17 protein-coding genes are annotated in these 16220 nt (G+C 58.1%); 9 read left to right on the top strand and 8 right to left on the bottom strand.

Translation table 11 applies throughout. The features are described 5' to 3' along the window. Positions 1–19: 19 nt before the first annotated feature. Positions 20–616: a zinc ribbon domain-containing protein gene (locus tag IPM39_01750; GenBank protein ID MBK8984800.1), complete on the bottom strand. Its 597-nt coding sequence runs from the start codon at positions 614–616 to the stop codon at positions 20–22. A 117-nt stretch (positions 617–733) separates the two neighbouring features. After that, positions 734–886, bottom strand: a complete 153-nt coding sequence (locus IPM39_01745) for a pilus assembly protein (GenBank protein MBK8984799.1) — start codon at positions 884–886, stop codon at positions 734–736. Between the two features lie 100 nt (positions 887–986). On the opposite strand from IPM39_01745, the gene IPM39_01740 reads away from it, so the two are divergent. Together IPM39_01740 and IPM39_01735 are read left to right on the top strand one after the other, a co-directional pair. Next, positions 987–1886: a universal stress protein gene (locus tag IPM39_01740; GenBank protein ID MBK8984798.1), complete on the top strand. Its 900-nt coding sequence runs from the start codon at positions 987–989 to the stop codon at positions 1884–1886. Beyond that, entirely contained in the window at positions 1879–2604 is a 726-nt protein-coding gene (locus tag IPM39_01735; GenBank protein ID MBK8984797.1) for a hypothetical protein, read from the top strand. The genes IPM39_01740 and IPM39_01735 overlap by 8 nt, the downstream gene beginning before the upstream one ends. 90 nt (positions 2605–2694) lie before the next feature. On the opposite strand, the gene IPM39_01730 is transcribed toward IPM39_01735, so the two are convergent. After that, positions 2695–3858: an alpha/beta fold hydrolase gene (locus tag IPM39_01730; GenBank protein ID MBK8984796.1), complete on the bottom strand. Its 1164-nt coding sequence runs from the start codon at positions 3856–3858 to the stop codon at positions 2695–2697. Between the two features lie 42 nt (positions 3859–3900). Beyond that, complete coding sequence (locus IPM39_01725) at positions 3901–5394, bottom strand: PD40 domain-containing protein (protein MBK8984795.1); 1494 nt, start codon at positions 5392–5394, stop codon at positions 3901–3903. A 260-nt stretch (positions 5395–5654) separates the two neighbouring features. Here IPM39_01725 and IPM39_01720 point away from each other — a divergent pair, with 260 nt between their 5' ends. Both IPM39_01720 and IPM39_01715 read left to right on the top strand, forming a co-directional pair. Continuing rightward, positions 5655–6086 (top strand): Hsp20/alpha crystallin family protein, encoded by a 432-nt coding sequence (locus IPM39_01720; GenBank protein MBK8984794.1) that lies wholly within the window; start codon positions 5655–5657, stop codon positions 6084–6086. 51 nt (positions 6087–6137) lie between these two features. Beyond that, the gene (locus IPM39_01715) at positions 6138–6548 is read left to right on the top strand and encodes an Hsp20/alpha crystallin family protein (GenBank protein ID MBK8984793.1); all 411 of its coding nucleotides are present in this window, start codon (positions 6138–6140) and stop codon (positions 6546–6548) included. Between the two features lie 183 nt (positions 6549–6731). Here the strand turns inward: IPM39_01715 and IPM39_01710 are convergent, their stop codons facing one another. From IPM39_01710 to mtnA, 4 genes are all read right to left on the bottom strand, one after another. Further along, positions 6732–7637, bottom strand: a complete 906-nt coding sequence (locus IPM39_01710) for an NAD(P)-dependent oxidoreductase (protein MBK8984792.1) — start codon at positions 7635–7637, stop codon at positions 6732–6734. 134 nt (positions 7638–7771) lie between these two features. Continuing rightward, a complete protein-coding gene (locus IPM39_01705; GenBank protein ID MBK8984791.1) occupies positions 7772–8743 on the bottom strand; it encodes a GDP-mannose 4,6-dehydratase in 972 nt (323 codons plus the stop codon). Positions 8744–8833: 90 nt separating this feature from the next. After that, the gene (locus tag IPM39_01700; protein MBK8984790.1) at positions 8834–9658 is read right to left on the bottom strand and encodes an NTP transferase domain-containing protein; all 825 of its coding nucleotides are present in this window, start codon (positions 9656–9658) and stop codon (positions 8834–8836) included. Between the two features lie 19 nt (positions 9659–9677). Then, positions 9678–10736: an S-methyl-5-thioribose-1-phosphate isomerase gene (mtnA, locus tag IPM39_01695; GenBank protein MBK8984789.1), complete on the bottom strand. Its 1059-nt coding sequence runs from the start codon at positions 10734–10736 to the stop codon at positions 9678–9680. A 471-nt stretch (positions 10737–11207) separates the two neighbouring features. On the opposite strand from mtnA, the gene IPM39_01690 reads away from it, so the two are divergent. The 5 genes from IPM39_01690 (at position 11208) to hslO (ending at position 16138) form a co-directional block, all read left to right on the top strand. After that, on the top strand, positions 11208–12533 hold the full coding sequence (locus IPM39_01690) for a YvcK family protein (protein MBK8984788.1): 1326 nt from the start codon (positions 11208–11210) through the stop codon (positions 12531–12533). Between the two features lie 108 nt (positions 12534–12641). Next, positions 12642–13640, top strand: coding sequence for a type I glyceraldehyde-3-phosphate dehydrogenase (gap, locus tag IPM39_01685; GenBank protein MBK8984787.1), 999 nt, complete (start codon positions 12642–12644; stop codon positions 13638–13640). A gap of 153 nt (positions 13641–13793) precedes the next feature. Beyond that, positions 13794–14099 carry a nucleotide pyrophosphohydrolase gene (locus tag IPM39_01680; GenBank protein ID MBK8984786.1) on the top strand — a complete coding sequence of 102 codons (306 nt, stop codon included), beginning with the start codon at positions 13794–13796 and terminating at the stop codon, positions 14097–14099. Then, complete coding sequence (locus IPM39_01675) at positions 14096–14734, top strand: metallophosphoesterase (GenBank protein MBK8984785.1); 639 nt, start codon at positions 14096–14098, stop codon at positions 14732–14734. Before IPM39_01680 ends, IPM39_01675 begins: the two co-directional genes overlap by 4 nt. A gap of 486 nt (positions 14735–15220) precedes the next feature. Then, positions 15221–16138, top strand: coding sequence for an Hsp33 family molecular chaperone HslO (gene hslO / locus IPM39_01670; GenBank protein MBK8984784.1), 918 nt, complete (start codon positions 15221–15223; stop codon positions 16136–16138). The last annotated feature ends 82 nt before the right edge of the window (positions 16139–16220 follow it).

The raw sequence follows: 16220 nt of genomic DNA, 5'->3' as shown, positions 1-16220 counted from the left end.
AACAACTTCCTTGTACAGGTTACGTGTCTGGTTGATTTTCCAGGGCAGGGGAAACGGCCGTTGGTTCATCGCTTTCATCTGCCAGGGTGTTGGGCGATGATTCGTCTGCGGGAGCCACAAAGTCTGGTAGATGGGTGGGGTTCGCTTCTGTGGTTGGCAGCGGCACGTGGTACAGGTCTATATGTTGGTTGCCGCAAAACGGACACAGGTTCCACGATAGTTCCATGAGCGAGTGGCAGTCGGGGCAGGCTTTACGCAGGCGCGTGTGGCAGTAGGGACACAGAATCCAGTTGGCGTCAATGGTCCGCGAGCAGCCAGGGCAAGACGGCCGTTCTTCGATTTCTTGCAGCAGCGCTTCCTCTTCCAGGGCACGTTCGTAAGCTTCGGCCAGCGTTTCTGGCGGGCGCAGGATAAAGTAGATGATGAGGCCCACAAAGGGCAGCGCCGCCACCACCAACGCCGCCAAAATTTGGGCGAATGGGTCCCGCGACCGCGAGCGCATGTCCCGAAAAGCCCAAATCACCAGGCTGAGCCACAGCGCCGCCAACAGCGCGCCCATCACGGCCGCTACAATTGTCAGAAATGAGGTGATCGTTTCCAGACCGGGAATTGTCATAATTGCTTCTCCGCTACCACAGCGCGAAGATTATAACACAGAAAAGCAGCGCCCCGTGAAGGGGCGCAAGATAAAAAAATAATTTAGGGGAAAAATACCAATGATGAATGACCGGCTTTAATCTGGGAATCCTCCTGTAATTCGACTAAACATATTGCCGATTTGCGGGCCAAGAAGGGTTAAAATAGCTACGATGATAATGGCTACTAAGACGATGGTAATCCCATACTCGGTCATGCCCTGCCCATCTTCATGCGGCAGAAATAACATGTATCTCACCTCCTTTTGTACGAAGTAGGCTAACAGGGCATACTTTGTTTGTCAACAGGTCATTGGTATGATGGTACGATAGCGGTACTTGCGAGGTTTTATGAAGTTAAAAAAAATTTTACTCCCATTAGATGGTTCAGACCTGGCCGAGCGGGTGGCGCTGCCGGCGGCGCGGTTGGCAGAAGGGGTGGGGACGGAACTTGTTCTATTGACGGTGGTGGCTCCGACCGTAAACCATTCCCCGCAGGACCCGGTGGCGCGGGCGGTGCAGACAGAACCTTATGAAGCCGGGCTGTATTTAAAATCTATGCGCAGCCGGATTTTGCCGTTGACGCTTCAGGTGGAAACGGCCGTGCGCTCCGGCCTACCCGCCCAGGAAATCATTCGCTATGTTCAAGAAAATGGCGTGGACCTGATTATCATGACGACGCACGGCCGTTCCGGGCTGACCCGCTGGTCGTTTGGCCGAACCGCCGAAAAAGTAGTGCGGCGCGCTCCCTGTCCCACCGTCATCATGCGCAGCCAACAACAGATCATTCCCGATCAAATCAAACGCATTTTGGTCCCCCTGGATGGTTCCGCCCTGGCCGAGCAGGTGTTGGCCCCGACTTTTTACATAGCTTCTGGGCTAAAAGCCGAAGTCATTTTGCTCCAGGTGATGGAGGCTGGCCCCTTGCAGCCGGAAGGCCGCGCGCCCGAGGCTGAAAAGTTGGCCTCAATGTATGCTTACCTGGAATCAATCCGGCAGCGTTTGCAGGCCAGGGGCATCCAGGCCCAGGCAGAAGTTCTGGTAGGGCCGGTAGCTGATAAGATCGTAGATTTTGCCGACGCCAACCAGATCGATCTGATTGTGTTATCAAACCTCGGGTCTTCTGGCTTGCAGATGTGGATGTTTGGCAGTGTCGCCGAGCGGGTGATGAAGGGCGCACATTGCACGACCATGATCATTCGCCAGCCTAACCCCAATTTGAAACGAGACGAAGTTTTCACTGATGATTGAACAAATGAAGAATCGTTGGCTAGACGTGGTACCTTTGGCAGTGGATGGGCTGAGTGTCTTGGCCCTGGTGGGGGTGCTGGGCACGGCCGTTACCCGCTTACAAACCACTTCTGGCCTCAACGTGCTGTATCTATTGGCCGCCTACATTCTAATGTGCGCCGGTGTGTTTTTGCTGCGCAAACTGGAACCGGCCCCAGACGCTGGCGCCTGGCCGGCCGACAGCCTGTTGTTGGCCCGCCCCACGCGCATGGTGTTGGGCATCTTGTTTGGCCTGGTAACAATGACGGTGATGGCCTTCCAGTTTGGTTATTTCGCCTCGATTTTGGTCGTGGATACCCTGGCCTTAGGTGAAGGGGAATCGGCCACTTTGTTTGCTTTTGCGCCGGGCGCCTGGCTGGGCCTGTCGCTGGTGTACACCGTCTTTCTGGCCTTGCCGGTGACGCCGACGGTGGGTTGGGGTGACGGCCGTTACCCCTGGCAGGCGTTTCTTGGCTTGCTCTTCGTCAACGTCATGCTGCTCTTCCTCACGGCGCAAATCCGAGCCGTCCTCAATCTGGTCCAGGCGTCCGGGGGGATGGGCCTCTTTCTCTTGACCTTCCTGCTCTTTCTCCTTTTATTTGGTCCACCGCGCCTGATTTACCTCGCCAAACAACGGAACATTGGCGGCGCGACGTTTGTTATTTTGACGGCCGCCGCCGCCTGGCTGGCTGCTTGGTGATCATCTAGAAATTACATAGCCCAGATTGGACCAATCTCCAAGATTGGTCCAATCGTTGCCGAAACCTGTCCGGTCTGACCCATTCTAGCCTTAATTCCTGCCAAAAAAATCGCGGACATTGCGCAGCAGGCGTTGTTGGGCGGCGCTGTCGAAGTTATGGAGTTGGCCGGGGTAATGCAGGCATTCCACCGTTTTGCCCAACGCCCGCAGCGCTTCACACAACTGGTCCGACCAGATAGACGGGACCACGCCATCGTCCAATCCATGATGCAGGCTGATGGGCGTCTGGATGCGCTCCAGGTAGTTGGCGGGCGAGATTTGCCAGACCAGTTCGTCGGCGGTGTCCAGTTCGATACGGCCGTCTGCCCCACCAGACCATTCCCAAATTCGCGCAAAGTTGCGCCGCTCGTCGCCGCTCATGGAGCCGTACAAGGCGGCGGCGCGCACGTCCTGGCTGACGGTTAGCACCCGCAAAGCGATGCCCCCGCCCATGCTGTGCCCAAACAGGTAGATGGCGTTGGCGTCTGCCCGAGCCAGAGGGCCGGGCTGCCCCGCCTGCTGCTTGATGGCGGCGATGAGGTTCAGTGTGTCTATGGCGTAGCCAACGCGAAACAAATTGGGACCAGAATCTGACGGCGGGTAGCTGCGATAATTGGGGTGAATGACCAGATACCCCGCTTTGGCGAAGGCGTCGGCGTAGGGCGTGGTGTAGGCCAATACCTGGTATTCGGCCGGGTCTACGTAGCCGTGCAGCACAATGACCACCGGCAGCGGCCCTGTGCCCGGCGGGGTGTTCATGAAGCCATAAACGGTCAGGCCATCGCTGACATAGCTGATGAGGCTGCGGTTGAAGCCGGGCAGTTCGCCCAGGCTTTCGACAATTTGCAGCGGGCTGCCGCCATACGGCCGTGCGGTCAGTTCGTCAATGGTTAGTCCGGCAAAAGGATTAACGATGGGCGTGGCGTCTGGCGAAGCGCCAGGCGTGGCGTCTGGCGAAGCGCCAGGCTTGGCTGTAGGGGGTGGTGTGGTCGTCGGCCAGATGGTGGCGATGGGCGCGCTCGTCGGCGGTGGGGCGGGTGTGTACGTGCCCGGCAAAACGCCAACCGGCAAAACGGCCGTCGGCGTCGGGAAAACGGCCGTCGCCATTAACGTCGGCAGGGCAGTGGTCGGCGCTGCTGGCGTGCAGCCGACCAGCAGACTGCCCATCAACCCCAACAGGCCCAGGATTGCAATGATACGCGGCGCGGCCATCAACTGGGGGTTTCTTCTCCTTGTCTCCCCTTCTCCTTGTCCTGCCTAAGGCAGCGGCTGACCGGCGCTCCAAAACGGCATATCGCCGCGCCCCAGCGTGATGATAGAACGGCCGTCAGTGGGAACCACTTTGATCTGGCTGCGTCCTTCTTCCAACACGGCCAATACCACGGCGTCGCTGTTGGGCGACCAGATGCGGTGGCTGAGGGCGTATTGGTCAAAAAAGGGCAAGAATTGGCTGATGAATAGGGCCGAAGGGGTGAAGTTGAGGAGTTGTTTTTCTTCCCCAGTCTCCACGTTGATGACCGTCAGGTTGAATGGATGGGCTTCGGCCTGGGGGTTGGGTTTGGCGAGGATGGGGCGACGGCCGTCGCCCGCGTTGGCGGCGTTGGTCCCAAAATCGTTGTTGCTGCCGCCGGTGCTGATGGTTGCCAGGTAACGGCCGTCTGGCGACCAGAAAAAGCCCAGCACCGTCGCCGCGCTGAGCAAACGGGTCTCGCCGCTGGCGGCGTCGAAGAGGCGCAGTGGCCCCCAAAAGGTGGCGCTGCGTTCGCGGATGCTGCTGGTGAAGGCCAATTTATCGCCCACCGGACTCCAACCCAGGGCAACCATGCCGGCGTGCCGTTCCAACCAGCGGTCGCCGCTTTGTTGGTCTGTCACCACTAGCCAGCTTGTGCCGTCGCCCCGGTCTTCGGCATAGGCCCAGTAACGGCCGTTGGCCGAAATGCCTGGCGCCTGGAAAAAGCCTGGCGCGGCAATCTCTTGGGCGTTGTCGAAGCTGTCTGTATTTAGCAGGGCCAGCCGGGCTTCGTCGCCGGTGAAACCGGTGTGGATGAGCATCTGGCTGCTGTCGGCCGTCCAATTCCAATAGAAGGGGCTGCCAGTCGCCAGCAGGCGGTCTTGTTGTGGTTCGTCGGTTTGCAGCAGGCGCAGGCCAATGCCATGCTGCGGGTCGTTGGTGAGGAAACTGAGCAAACGGCCGTTGGGCGACCAATACAGGTAAAAGGGGTTTTGCGCCCGGTTGTTATAGAGGCTGATGGGCGCCGTGGCCGCGTCATCGGCCAACAGGAGGATGGAACTGCTGCCAATGACAGCCAGGTGTTGGCCGTCTGGCGACCAGGCTGGGAATTGGTGGCGGCTGCTGCTGTTGGTAAGCAGACGGCCGTTTTCGCCGTCCGGGTCCATGGTGACAACCTGGCCGTTTTGGTTGATGTAGGCGATACGGCCGGGGGCCAGGGAGGGGTTGGTGGTGGGGGTAACGGCCGTGCTGCTGCGCCACTCGCCAATCAGCCAAACCGCGCTGACAATGCTGGAAGCCAGCAAACTCAAAACCATGATCCCGACTACCCCCACAAACCAACAACTGCGCCGTTTCGCCGCAGATTCGTCAGCAAAAGCCGCGCCGGGGGCAATGTCCGGCGCGGCATACACCGGCAGTTCATCGTCGGCGAAATCAAAAACCGGCAGCGCCGGCAGAAATAATTCCGGCGCTGCGGTTTCTTCAGATTCTTCAGACGGCCACATGTCAGATTCATTCATGCGTGTGTTATCCCTGTTCCCACTGCGGATTCTGCGGTTTTGTCGGCGAACCTCTTGGTTCTGGCCTGTCCAGGTTGCTGCAAATACCTTGTTCGGCTAATGCTAACACGCTTTGTCGCTTCGCCGTAAAAATTATATGTTTTTTTAGCATGGCTCTAACACATATCTAACGTGAGAATCATAGTATAAAACTATCAGCCTCCTCCGGGGGCGAAGTCAGTATAAATGTGTCTGTAAATCATAAAAGGAGGTCGTTGATTATGTGGCTGCGACACCATGATAGAAATTCAATTTGGCAAGAGATGGAAAAAATGCGCCAACAGTTGGACCGCGTGTCTGATGGCCTGACCGGTCGGATTGTGCCCTCTTTTCCGGCGCTGAACGTCTGGTCTAATGCCGATGGGCTGTTGGTAACGGCCGAAATTCCCGGCGTGGAGCCATCTGACCTGGACATTGCCATCGTTAACAAAACCCTGACGCTGAGCGGCAAACGGGAACCGGCATCGCTGGATGACGGTGCGCGTTATCATCGGCGGGAACGAGGCTGTGGGCAGTTTAGCCGGACCATTGAACTGCCGTATCGCGTCGAATCGGATCAGGTGGAAGCGACATTTAAGAATGGCGTGTTAACCATCGCCTTGCCCCGCGCGGAAGAGGAAAAGCCGCGCCGGATTGTGGTTCAGGCGGTATAACGGCCGTTACGCGTCGTCTTTTAGCTTATGTTGAAGCAAGGAGAGTCATACATGTCTGATGAACGTGAATTTGCTGTAGAAAAAGAAGAAATGGAAACACCGGTCGGCGTCGAGACGACGCGCACTGGGCGTACCTATGTGCCGCGCATTGACATCATCGAACGTAACGATGGCATTCAACTCCTGGCCGACTTGCCCGGCGTGGATGAAAATTCGCTGGACATCGTGCTGGAGAACGACCAGTTGACGATTCAAGGGTTTGTGGAATGGGAACGGCCGTCTGGTTATGACCTGGCCCACGTGGAATATGGCGTCGGTAATTTTCGCCGCGCCTTTAAATTATCGGACCAGGTAGACCAGAATGGCATCACGGCGACCATTAAACATGGCGTCTTGCAGCTGCACATGCCCGTTTCCAGCGGCCCCAAAACGCGCAAAATTGCTGTGCAGGCCGTCGCTTAAAGTACCAACAGATTGCCCAGATGTACCTGATAAGATGACCAGCAATTCCAATGATGAACCTGCTCGTAGGGGTGCGACAGGTGGGCCAACGTCTCGGCTGCCGCCTGTCCGCGCCGTCCCGCCCCTACCAAAATTGGATTTGCCGCAAGATGACAAGGTGACAATTGAACCGGCGTTGGTCATTTACCCAGCGCCGGTTTTTATTTGGCTGTAGAGGGCGCGCAATCCCTGAGATAAGGAGGTGGCGGCCTGCCAGTGGATTTGCCCGGCCGTTTGCTCCGCGTTGGCAATCTGGCTGGCTTCTTCACCGGGACGGGAAGGTAAGGCGTTGGGCAGCGGCCGTCCCCCACACCCCGCCACGTCATAAATCAATTGGGCCACGTCGGCCAACGGAGTGGCCTGCCCCGTGCCTAATTCTACCGTCGTTCCTGGCTCTAAAGGCGCGTCCAGCATCGCCGTCAACCCGGCAGCCACGTCTGCGCCAAAAATCCAATCGCGCTGCTGCGCGCCGGCCGTCATCGGAAAATCCTCGCCGGCCAGCGCCGCCCGAAAGGCGGCCGGCACGAAGGCGCGCTCCGGCTGGCCGGGGCCATAGGCCTGGAAGACCATGCCGCCATGAATGGGCCAGCCCTGGGTACGGCCGTACATGCGGGCGAACTGCCAGGCGGCCGCCTTGCTGGCGGCGTAGGTGTTCATGGCGCTGCGTTCGCCCGGCGTGCGGGCCATGATGAGTTGGTGGGTGACGGCCGTTTTTTCAAAACAGGCGCGGATTAGATTCAGCGCGCCGGTCACGTTGTGGCGCAGGGCTTGCTCTACCGGCAAAAAGGGGTTGGTCGTCCCGGCGGCGGCCAGATGGATCACGTTGTCGGGCTGGGCCTCTTGCACGGCGCGTAAGGTGAGCTGGAAGTTGCGCAAATCGGCGTAGACCACGTGAAATTGGGGGCGAAGCTGGTTGAGTGGCGGCGGCAGGGGTGCGCCGCTTTGGTTTTCCAGAAGGAGTAGGGTAACGGCCGTGTCCTTTCGCGCCACCAACTGCGGCACAAGCAAACGGCCGATGAATCCGGTCGCCCCGGTGACTAAAACGCGCATTGCAAAAGAATTTGTGACCGTAGAGTCTCGCTGGAATTGCACCACGGAGGCTTGTCCTGAGTGAAACCGAAGGAGCACGGAATATTTACAGGTCTAAACTCAGTGCCCTCCGTGTCTCCGTGGTGCATACCCTCTTATTGCAAAAACTGGCGATACCAGGTTATTGTCTCTGTCAGGCCTGTTTCCAGGCTGTAGACGGGCTGCCAACCCAACACCTGCCGCGCTTTTTCCGAACACAGGTATTGGTTCTGAATCTCATGCTGCACCTCATCCAGAATAATGGGCTGCACGGCCGTGTTACCCGCCAACCGTATAATCGTCTGCACCATCTCCAAAACCGAAACTGGGTTGTCAATACCCAAATTAAATGCCCGCCCCTGCACTTCTGGCCGGTGCATCGCTTCAGCCACCTGCAAGCAGCCGCTCACCACATCTTTGATGAAGATGTAGTCGCGGCGCATGGTGCCGTCGGAGCGGATGATGGGCTGTTCCCCTCGCAAGACACTGCGAATGGTCCCAGGCACGATGCGGTTCCAATTCAGGTCACCGCCGCCATACAGGTTGGCGCAGCGGGTTACTGTTACCGGGAGGCCGTAGGTGTGGGCATACGTCCGGGCAATAAGGTCGGCGCAGCTTTTAGAGACGTCGTAGGGGTGTTGGCCTTGTAGTGGGGTGTCTTCGCGATAGGGCAGGCTGGTATGGGTTCCATACGCCTTGTCGCTGCTGGCGACCACAATGCGTTGGATGCTGGGATTGCGCCGGGCCGCCTCCAACATCACCCACGTACCTTTGATGTTGGTCTCGAACGTGGGCATGGGCACGCGGTTGGCTGTGCCCACCTGGGTTTGCGCCGCCAGATGGAATACTGTGTCTATCTCATAATCGGCCAGCGTCCGTTCCATCAACTCGTAATCGCACACGTTGCCCTGCACCACATCAATCTGGTTGATGATGCCGCTGCGGTTGAGCTGCGTCTCGTTGGTGTGATTGCGAATCAGCCCAACGACGCGCGCCCCCTGGGCGGCTAATTCGGCCGTCAGCCAGGACCCCATCAGACCGGAACAGCCGGTGATAAAGACATGTTTGTCTTGCCAGAAGTCGCTCATGTTGAGAGTCCCGTGTTCAGTAGTCAGTGTTCAGTGTTCAGTGTTCAGTATCCAGTGTGCCATACTGAACACTGAACACTGAACACTCCGTCAATCTTCCCACACCTTCCAGGGCGGGTTTTTTTGCCAGATTTCTTCCAGGAGCATGGTGTCTTTCATGGTGTTCATGGACTGCCAGAAGCCGGTGTGGCGGTAGATCATCAGTTGGCCTTGTTCGGCTAGACGGGGCAGGATTTGCGTTTCCAGGTTCACGCCGTCGCCGTCGCCGATGAGGTCCAGCACTTTGCGCTCGAAGAGCATGAAGCCGCCGTTGATCCAGTAGGGAAGCTGCGGCCGTTCGCGGAAGCCGGTGACAAGACCCTCATCGGTGGCTTCGACGACGCCATATTGCAGGGTGGTTTGCACGGCCGTTATCGTCGCCATCTTGCCATGTGTTTTGTGAAACTGGATCAGGTTGGTCAGGTTCACGTCGCTCACATCGTCGCCGTAGGCTACAAAAAAGCGGTCGGCGCGGATGTAACTGGCGACCCCGCCAATACGGCTGGCTTTTTCCGTGCGCAGGCCGGTATCTACCAGTGAGATTTCCCAGGTGGGGTGCGCAGGACGGCCGTAAAACTCCACCTCCGGGTGGCTCAGGTCGGGTTTGCCCAGGTGCAGCGTCATGTCTCGCGTCATGGATTCGTACTCCATGAAATAGCGGCGAATCTGGTCCTGCCCATGCCCCAACGCCAGGACAAAACGGTTCAGGTTGTGGGCGGAAAATATACGCATGACGTGCCACAAAATCGGCCGTCCGCCCACTTCCACAAGTTCCTTCTTGCGGCTGGTCGAGCCGCGCATCCGTGTGCCCTCCCCGCCGCAGACGATGATGACTGGAATGTCTTCCATGCTTTGTAAAAAGTTGGCCGATTTCATTTGGCGAAATCGGCCAACTTTACTCTCCTTTTTTGTTTTGCTCTTGTTCCACCGCCAGCCGTAAATTCTTCACAAACGGCGGATAGACGATGCCCGCCTCGGTGACAATGCCGGTCACATAGCGATGGGGCGTCACGTCGAAGGCGGGATTACGCGCCGAATAATTGGTCGGGGCGATGGCGTGGCCGAACACCGTCAACACCTCCTCCGCGTCCCGCTCTTCAATCGGGATCAAATCGCCATGGGCCAGGTTCAGATCAATGGTGCTGGTGGGGACCACCGGGTAGAACGGCACGCCGTTCTCTTTGGCGACCACTGCCAGCTTATAGGTGCCGATTTTGTTCGCCACATCGCCGTTGGCCGCCGTGCGGTCCGAGCCGACCAGGACAATGTTCACCTGGCCGGTGCGCATGAAGTGCCCGGCGGCGTTGTCGGCGATCAGGTCGAAGGGGATGCCGCGCTGGTGCAGTTCCCAGGCGGTCAGGCGCGCGCCTTGCAGCCGGGGGCGGGTCTCGTCCACCAGGACGTGGATCTGTTTGCCCTGCTCGTGGGCAGTGAAGATAACGCCCAGCGCCGTACCCCAATCTACGGCCGCCAGCGCGCCGGTGTTGCAGTGGTGGAGGATGGTGTCGCCATCGCTGATTAACTCTGCGCCGTAGGCGGCCATGCGTTTGTTCAGGGCCACGTCGTCGTCGGCGATTTGTTGGGCGACTGCCAGCAGGTGGTCGCGCACGTTGTCGGCGCTGGTCAGTTCTTCGCTGGCGGCCCGCAGCAGGCGGGCGACGGCCCAGGAGAGATTAACGGCCGTTGGCCGCGCCGCATTCAGCACCTTCGCCGCTTCCTCCAGGTCACGCAGCAGAGCCAGCCGGTCGGTGGCCTGGCTTTGCCGCGCCGCCAGGGCCATGCCGAAGGCGGCCGTGGCGCCAATGGCCGGCGCACCGCGCACCACCATCTCGGTGATGGCGCTGGCGACGGCATGGTAATCGTCGTATGTGGCCACCTCGAATTCCCAGGGCAGCTTACGCTGGTCAATCAGGTTGACGGTATCGTTGTTGTCATTCCAAAAAACGGTTCTCATAAACGCTCCCAATTGTTAATGGTCAATTGTGAGTCTGCCGAAAAAAGGTAACGCAGAGGTACACGGGCGCACAGTTTCCAGAGCAGGAATCCCTCCGCGTCTTTGTGTTTTTCAGGAAACTCAATCGCCAATGCCAAATCATAACACAGGCGATGAGGGGTTGCCAGACGGCGACTGCCTACATGTAGACAGCAATTCTCAATTTGCAATCCAGCCGTAGGGGCGGGACAACATGTTTGCCAATCACCAATGCCTTGCCTCCCACCTGTCTCGCCCCTCTTTGGGTCCCATTGGGCGAGACGGCGCGGGAAAATGGCGTCCGCTGCGGCTGTTACCCGTCCGCGCCGTCCCGCCCCTACTAGCACACCCAGGCAAATTGAGAATTGCTGACATGTAGAGACGTGCATTGCAACGTCTCTACATGTGGTAAAATCGAAACGTTGGTGTTTTGGGCGGCAAGGGATAAAAGTGATGCGCAAGAAGTTTTTTCAATTAGGTAAACGAATGCCCAATTCCCGCTGGGTGATACCGGGCATCGGTGTGAAGCGTTGGCTGCTGCTGTTGGGCCTGGGCGGTTTGATTGCTGGTATGGGGTCGGTTTATACGATTTTGGTGCTGCATCGCCTGAATTGGCTGCCGCAAATTGTGTACGACATCTTGACCCTACAATTTTTGCCGGTTGCCTGGCGTATTGTGCTGCCGTTTGCCGTGGGCGGCGCGATCATGCTGTTGGCGGTGTATCGTCTGGGGCACACGCTGATCGCCCCATTTCGCCGGGCAGATGAAGGCGTGGCGGAGTCTTTGTACCACTTCAGCCGGCAGGGGCGCGGGCCGCATATTGTGGCGATTGGCGGCGGCACGGGGATGCCGACGCTGCTGCGCGGGCTGCGGGAGTATACGCGGAACATTACGGCCGTTGTCACCGTAGCCGACGATGGCGGCAGCAGCGGCCGGCTGCGGCGCGATTTGGGCCTGCTGCCGCCAGGCGACTTTCGCAACAACATCGCCGCCTTGTCCCGCGACGAGACGTTGATGACCCAGGTGCTGCAATATCGCTTCGGTGGGTCGGTGGCAGGCCAGATGAGCGAAAATGGGGCGGGGAACGGCCGTTCCGAACTCCAGGGTCACGCATTTGGCAACTTGCTCCTGGCCGCCCTCACCGGCATCACCGGCAGCTTTGACGAAGCGCTGTTGGCCGCGGAGCGGGTGCTGGGTTTGCGCGGGCGCGTTTTGCCCTCCACCCTGGAACCCATCACCCTGGTCGCCGACGTACTGGTGGATGGACGGGTGCGGCGTGTTGTAGGCGAATCGGCTATACCGGAGGCTGGCGGCCACATCCAACACCTGTGCCTGGAACCAGACCGGGTACACGCTTACCCGCCGGTACTCAAAGCCATCTTACAGGCTGACCTGATTGTGATGGGGCCAGGCAGCCTGTACACCAGTATTTTGCCCAATTTGCTCATCCCGGATCTGGCTACAGCCCTGCAACACGCCCGCGCACCTAAGATTTACATTTGTAACCTTGCCATTCAGCCGGGGGAGACGGATAATTACACTGTTGCCGATCACGTCGCAGCGATTCTACAGCACCTTCCCACCAACTTTCTGGATATTGTCCTGGCAAATGATAACCTGACGGTTCCACCACAAACGGGGGGTGGGCAGACAATGTACGTGGAGCCGGCAGCCCCGACCGCCGTGCGCATGATAACGGCCGATCTGGTAGATGAGAAACGGCCGTGGCGCCACGACAGCCAAAAATTGGCGCGCGCTGTCGTGAATTTGTTAAGCTAATGCGTGATCCGTCATGTTAAACACATGACATATGACGTTTTGTTACCTTCGTGTTGGCGTTACAATTAGCGAGATTTTGCTCGCAACTAAACCAAAAGGAGACCTCCTATGACGATTAAAATTGGTATTAATGGGTTTGGCCGCATCGGCCGTTTATTCTTCCGTCGCACCGTTGAAGTGGACGGCGTAGAAGTTGTCGGTATCAACGACCTGATTGACGTGGACTACATTGCCTACATGCTGAAATACGATTCCACGCACGGTCAGTTCGACGGCACGGTGGCAGTGAAAGATGGCAACCTGGTTGTCAATGGCAAAACCATTCGCGTCACCGCCGAAAAAGACCCGAAGAATTTGAAGTGGGACGAAGTTGGCGCTGAATACGTCTTAGAAGCCACCGGCCTGTTCCTGACCGAAGAAAAAACCCTGGCCCACATCGAAGCCGGCGCCAAGCGCGTGGTCATGTCTGCCCCGTCCAAAGACGCGACGCCGATGTTTGTGATGGGTGTGAACCATGAAACCTACGCCGGCCAGGCTATCGTGTCCAACGCTTCTTGCACCACCAACTGCCTGGCTCCCATCGCCAAAGTGCTGCACGACAATTTTGGCATCACCGATGGCCTGATGACTACCGTCCACGCCACCACCGCCACCCAGAAAACGGTAGACGGTCCCTCGGCCAAAGATTGGCGCGGTGGGCGCGGCGCGGCGCAAAACATCATCCCCTCCTCCACCGGCGCGGCCAAAGCTGTGGGCAAGGTCATCCCTGCCCTGAACGGCAAACTGACGGGCATGTCCTTCCGCGTCCCCACCCCCAACGTCTCGGTGGTTGATCTGACAGTGAATCTAGCTAAACCAGCCTCCTACGATGAAATTAAAGCGGCTATGAAAGCGGCTTCTGAAGGTGAAATGGCCGGTATCTTGGGCTACACGGAAGACGCTGTTGTTTCCACCGACTTCCTGGGCGACCCGCGCACCTCTATCTTCGACGCCGGGGCCGGCATTGCCCTGACTCCCACCTTCGTGAAGGTTGTGGCCTGGTACGACAATGAATGGGGCTATTCCTGCAAATGCCTGGACCTGATCCAGCACATGGCGAAACATTAATTGGCGTGTAGGGCGATTTCCCAAATCGCCTACGCCACAGGTTAGTAAGCGGTAAAACGTAACATGCTGGCAAGCATGTTACGTTTTACTTTTTTAAATGCTGCCCATAGAATAGGAACTGGAGAAAGAGAAGAACGAGTTGGTTGGAATTTCATGGAACTGAAAGAGTTAGAAGCACGGATGCACGCTTTTGTGGACGGCAAGGGGTGGTATGCGATTGATTCGCCAAAACCACAAACGCCGCGCAACCTGGTGGCGTCGCTGGCGATTGAGGCGGCGGAGGTGCTGGAACACTTCCAGTGGCAAGAAGAGGTGAAAGCGCCAGCCGAATTGGCCGGTGAATTGGCTGACGTGGCTCTGTACCTGCTGCAATTAGCCAGTGTGACCGGCATTGATCTGGAGCAGGCGATTTTGGATAAGTTGGCGATCAATCATGGCCGGGAGTGGCCTGATCCATGAAAATTATGGCGGTCAGTGACCGGGTGTTGGAAACGCTGTATCACAGCCAGGTGCGGCAGTGTTATCCGGACGTGGAGCTGCTGATAGGCTGCGGCGACCTGCCATATTACTATCTGGATTTTTTGATTTCGGCGATGGATGTGCCGCTGGTGTATGTGCGCGGCAACCATGACCAGGGTCCGCAGTATACGGCCGACGGCCGTGTTCTCTTCAATGTGCCCGGCGGTATGGACATACACGGTCAGACTGTCAGCCATGATGGGCTGCTGCTGGCCGGGTTGGAAGGCTCCATGCGTTACCGGCCGCAGGCGACGCTGATGTACAGCGAACGGGAGATGCGCTGGCAGTTTTCGCAGTTGGCCCCGCGTCTGCTGATGAACCGGAGTCGGTACGGCCGTTACCTGGACATCCTCGTCACCCATTCCCCGCCTTTCGGCATCCACGATCGCCCCGATTTGCCTCACACCGGCTTTAAAGTTTTCCTCACGCTGATGCGCCTGTTCAAACCCCGTTATTTGCTGCACGGTCATATCCACATCTACCGCTCCGATACCCCGCGCCAAACCCAATTTGGCGACACGGCCGTGCTGAATGTGTACCCCTACCGTATTTTGGATGTGGACGTGAGTGGGTGACATCTGACAAGGTGACAAAAGTGAAGCATCCTACGGCCTCGGATTTTTCAGTAGAATGGGATGCTTCGGAGGACCTCAGCATGACACCTCCCTTGAAAATGGGAGCGCGGACGTCCCGTCCGCCCCGGCAGGCGAGACGCCTGCGCTCCCAGGGTTTTCATTCGTGGTGGTGGGTGCAGCCCACTCATGATGTCTCCCTTGAAAATGGGAGCGCGGACGTCCCGTCCGCCCAGGCAGGCGAGGCGCCTGTGCTCCCAGGGTTTTCATTCGTGGTGGTGGGTGCAGCCCACTCATGATGTCTCCCTTGAAAATGAGAGCGCGGACGTCCCGTCCGCTCAGGCAGGCGAGACGCCTGCGCTCCCAGGGCTTTCATTCGTGGTGGTGGGTGCAGCCTACTCATGATGTCTCCCTTGTTAATTTGAGAAATGCTAAGCCCAGCGAGAAATGTAGGAGTTGTGCCTTCCCTTTGTTAAAATTGCGAGCTGACTGAACACCGAATACCAAACGAGGTCCATTGTGGAAGATTACTTAATTCGTGTCATTGCCAGAGAAACCGGGGTGCGCGGCCTGGCCTGTGTGACAACCCATCTGGCGAATGAAGCGGCGCGGCGGCACGAGGCAGCGCCGACGGCCGCCGCTGCCCTGGCGCGCGGACTGACCGGCGGCGCGCTGATGGGCGCATTGCTCAAGATTGGGCAGCGAGTTGCCATTAAGCTGGAAGGGGACGGGCCGCTGGAAAAATTGTTGGTGGAGTCGGACGCTTACGGCCGTATACGCGGCTACGTGGGCAATCCGCAGCTAAACTTACCGGTGGTCAACGGGCAGCACAACGTCGGCGGCGCGGTGGGCGATATTGGTTTCCTGACCGTGGTGCGCGACTTAAAGTTGAAGGAGCCGGTGGAAAGCGTGGTGCCTTTGCAAACCGGCACGGTGGACGCCGACCTCACCTTTTTCCTCAATCAGTCGGAGCAAGTGTTGTCGGCGGTGGAAATTGGGGCGCTCACGGACGAGACGGGCCAGATTATCGCGTCGTCTGGCTTTTTGCTTCAGGCGCTGCCGCCTTACGAGGAAAAAAGCATCCAACAGTTGATTGATCGGGTGCGCGCCCTGCCGCCTATCGAAAAGCTGCTGTACGAGGGGGAGAAGCCGGAAGATTTGCTGGCCCTGATTTTTACGGGCATGGCCTATGAGGTGTTGGAGAAACGGCCGTTACTCTACCAGTGTAATTGCAGCCAGGAGCGTTCGGAGCAGGCGCTCATCAACCTGGGCCGGGCCGGGTTGGAGGATCTGTTAGCCAGCGAAGGGGAAGCGGTAGTCAACTGCCATTTCTGCGGCGAAAGTTACCTGTTCGATGCCGACGATTTGGTGATGCTTCTGGCCGGAATGCCATCGCAGAACGAGTAGCGCTAATCAGTATTCAGTATTCAGTCACCAGTTATCAGTACGGAATACGGCTTACGGCTTACGGCTACCAGGAGCGTCCCTC

Origin of the sequence: Candidatus Leptovillus gracilis (assembly GCA_016716065.1) — a bacterium.
Lineage (GTDB): Bacteria > Chloroflexota > Anaerolineae > Promineifilales > Promineifilaceae > Leptovillus > Leptovillus gracilis.
The sequence above is the reverse complement of the archived record's forward strand: the minus strand, read 5'-3'. Positions and strand labels throughout refer to the sequence as shown.

Excerpts from the sequence above, each read along its gene's own strand:
- gap (MBK8984787.1), top strand. The coding sequence starts at position 12,642 with ATGACGATTAAAATTGGTATTAATGGGTTTGGCCGCATCGGCCGTTTA.
- IPM39_01715 (MBK8984793.1), top strand. The coding sequence starts at position 6,138 with ATGTCTGATGAACGTGAATTTGCTGTAGAAAAAGAAGAAATGGAAACA.
- IPM39_01750 (MBK8984800.1), bottom strand. The coding sequence starts at position 616 with ATGACAATTCCCGGTCTGGAAACGATCACCTCATTTCTGACAATTGTA.
- IPM39_01680 (MBK8984786.1), top strand. The coding sequence starts at position 13,794 with ATGGAACTGAAAGAGTTAGAAGCACGGATGCACGCTTTTGTGGACGGC.
- IPM39_01700 (MBK8984790.1), bottom strand. The coding sequence starts at position 9,658 with ATGAAATCGGCCAACTTTTTACAAAGCATGGAAGACATTCCAGTCATC.
- IPM39_01735 (MBK8984797.1), top strand. The coding sequence starts at position 1,879 with ATGATTGAACAAATGAAGAATCGTTGGCTAGACGTGGTACCTTTGGCA.
- IPM39_01710 (MBK8984792.1), bottom strand. The coding sequence starts at position 7,637 with ATGCGCGTTTTAGTCACCGGGGCGACCGGATTCATCGGCCGTTTGCTT.
- mtnA (MBK8984789.1), bottom strand. The coding sequence starts at position 10,736 with ATGAGAACCGTTTTTTGGAATGACAACAACGATACCGTCAACCTGATT.
- IPM39_01745 (MBK8984799.1), bottom strand. The coding sequence starts at position 886 with ATGTTATTTCTGCCGCATGAAGATGGGCAGGGCATGACCGAGTATGGG.
- IPM39_01675 (MBK8984785.1), top strand. The coding sequence starts at position 14,096 with ATGAAAATTATGGCGGTCAGTGACCGGGTGTTGGAAACGCTGTATCAC.
- IPM39_01720 (MBK8984794.1), top strand. The coding sequence starts at position 5,655 with ATGTGGCTGCGACACCATGATAGAAATTCAATTTGGCAAGAGATGGAA.
- IPM39_01740 (MBK8984798.1), top strand. The coding sequence starts at position 987 with ATGAAGTTAAAAAAAATTTTACTCCCATTAGATGGTTCAGACCTGGCC.
- IPM39_01705 (MBK8984791.1), bottom strand. The coding sequence starts at position 8,743 with ATGAGCGACTTCTGGCAAGACAAACATGTCTTTATCACCGGCTGTTCC.
- IPM39_01690 (MBK8984788.1), top strand. The coding sequence starts at position 11,208 with ATGCGCAAGAAGTTTTTTCAATTAGGTAAACGAATGCCCAATTCCCGC.
- IPM39_01725 (MBK8984795.1), bottom strand. The coding sequence starts at position 5,394 with ATGAATGAATCTGACATGTGGCCGTCTGAAGAATCTGAAGAAACCGCA.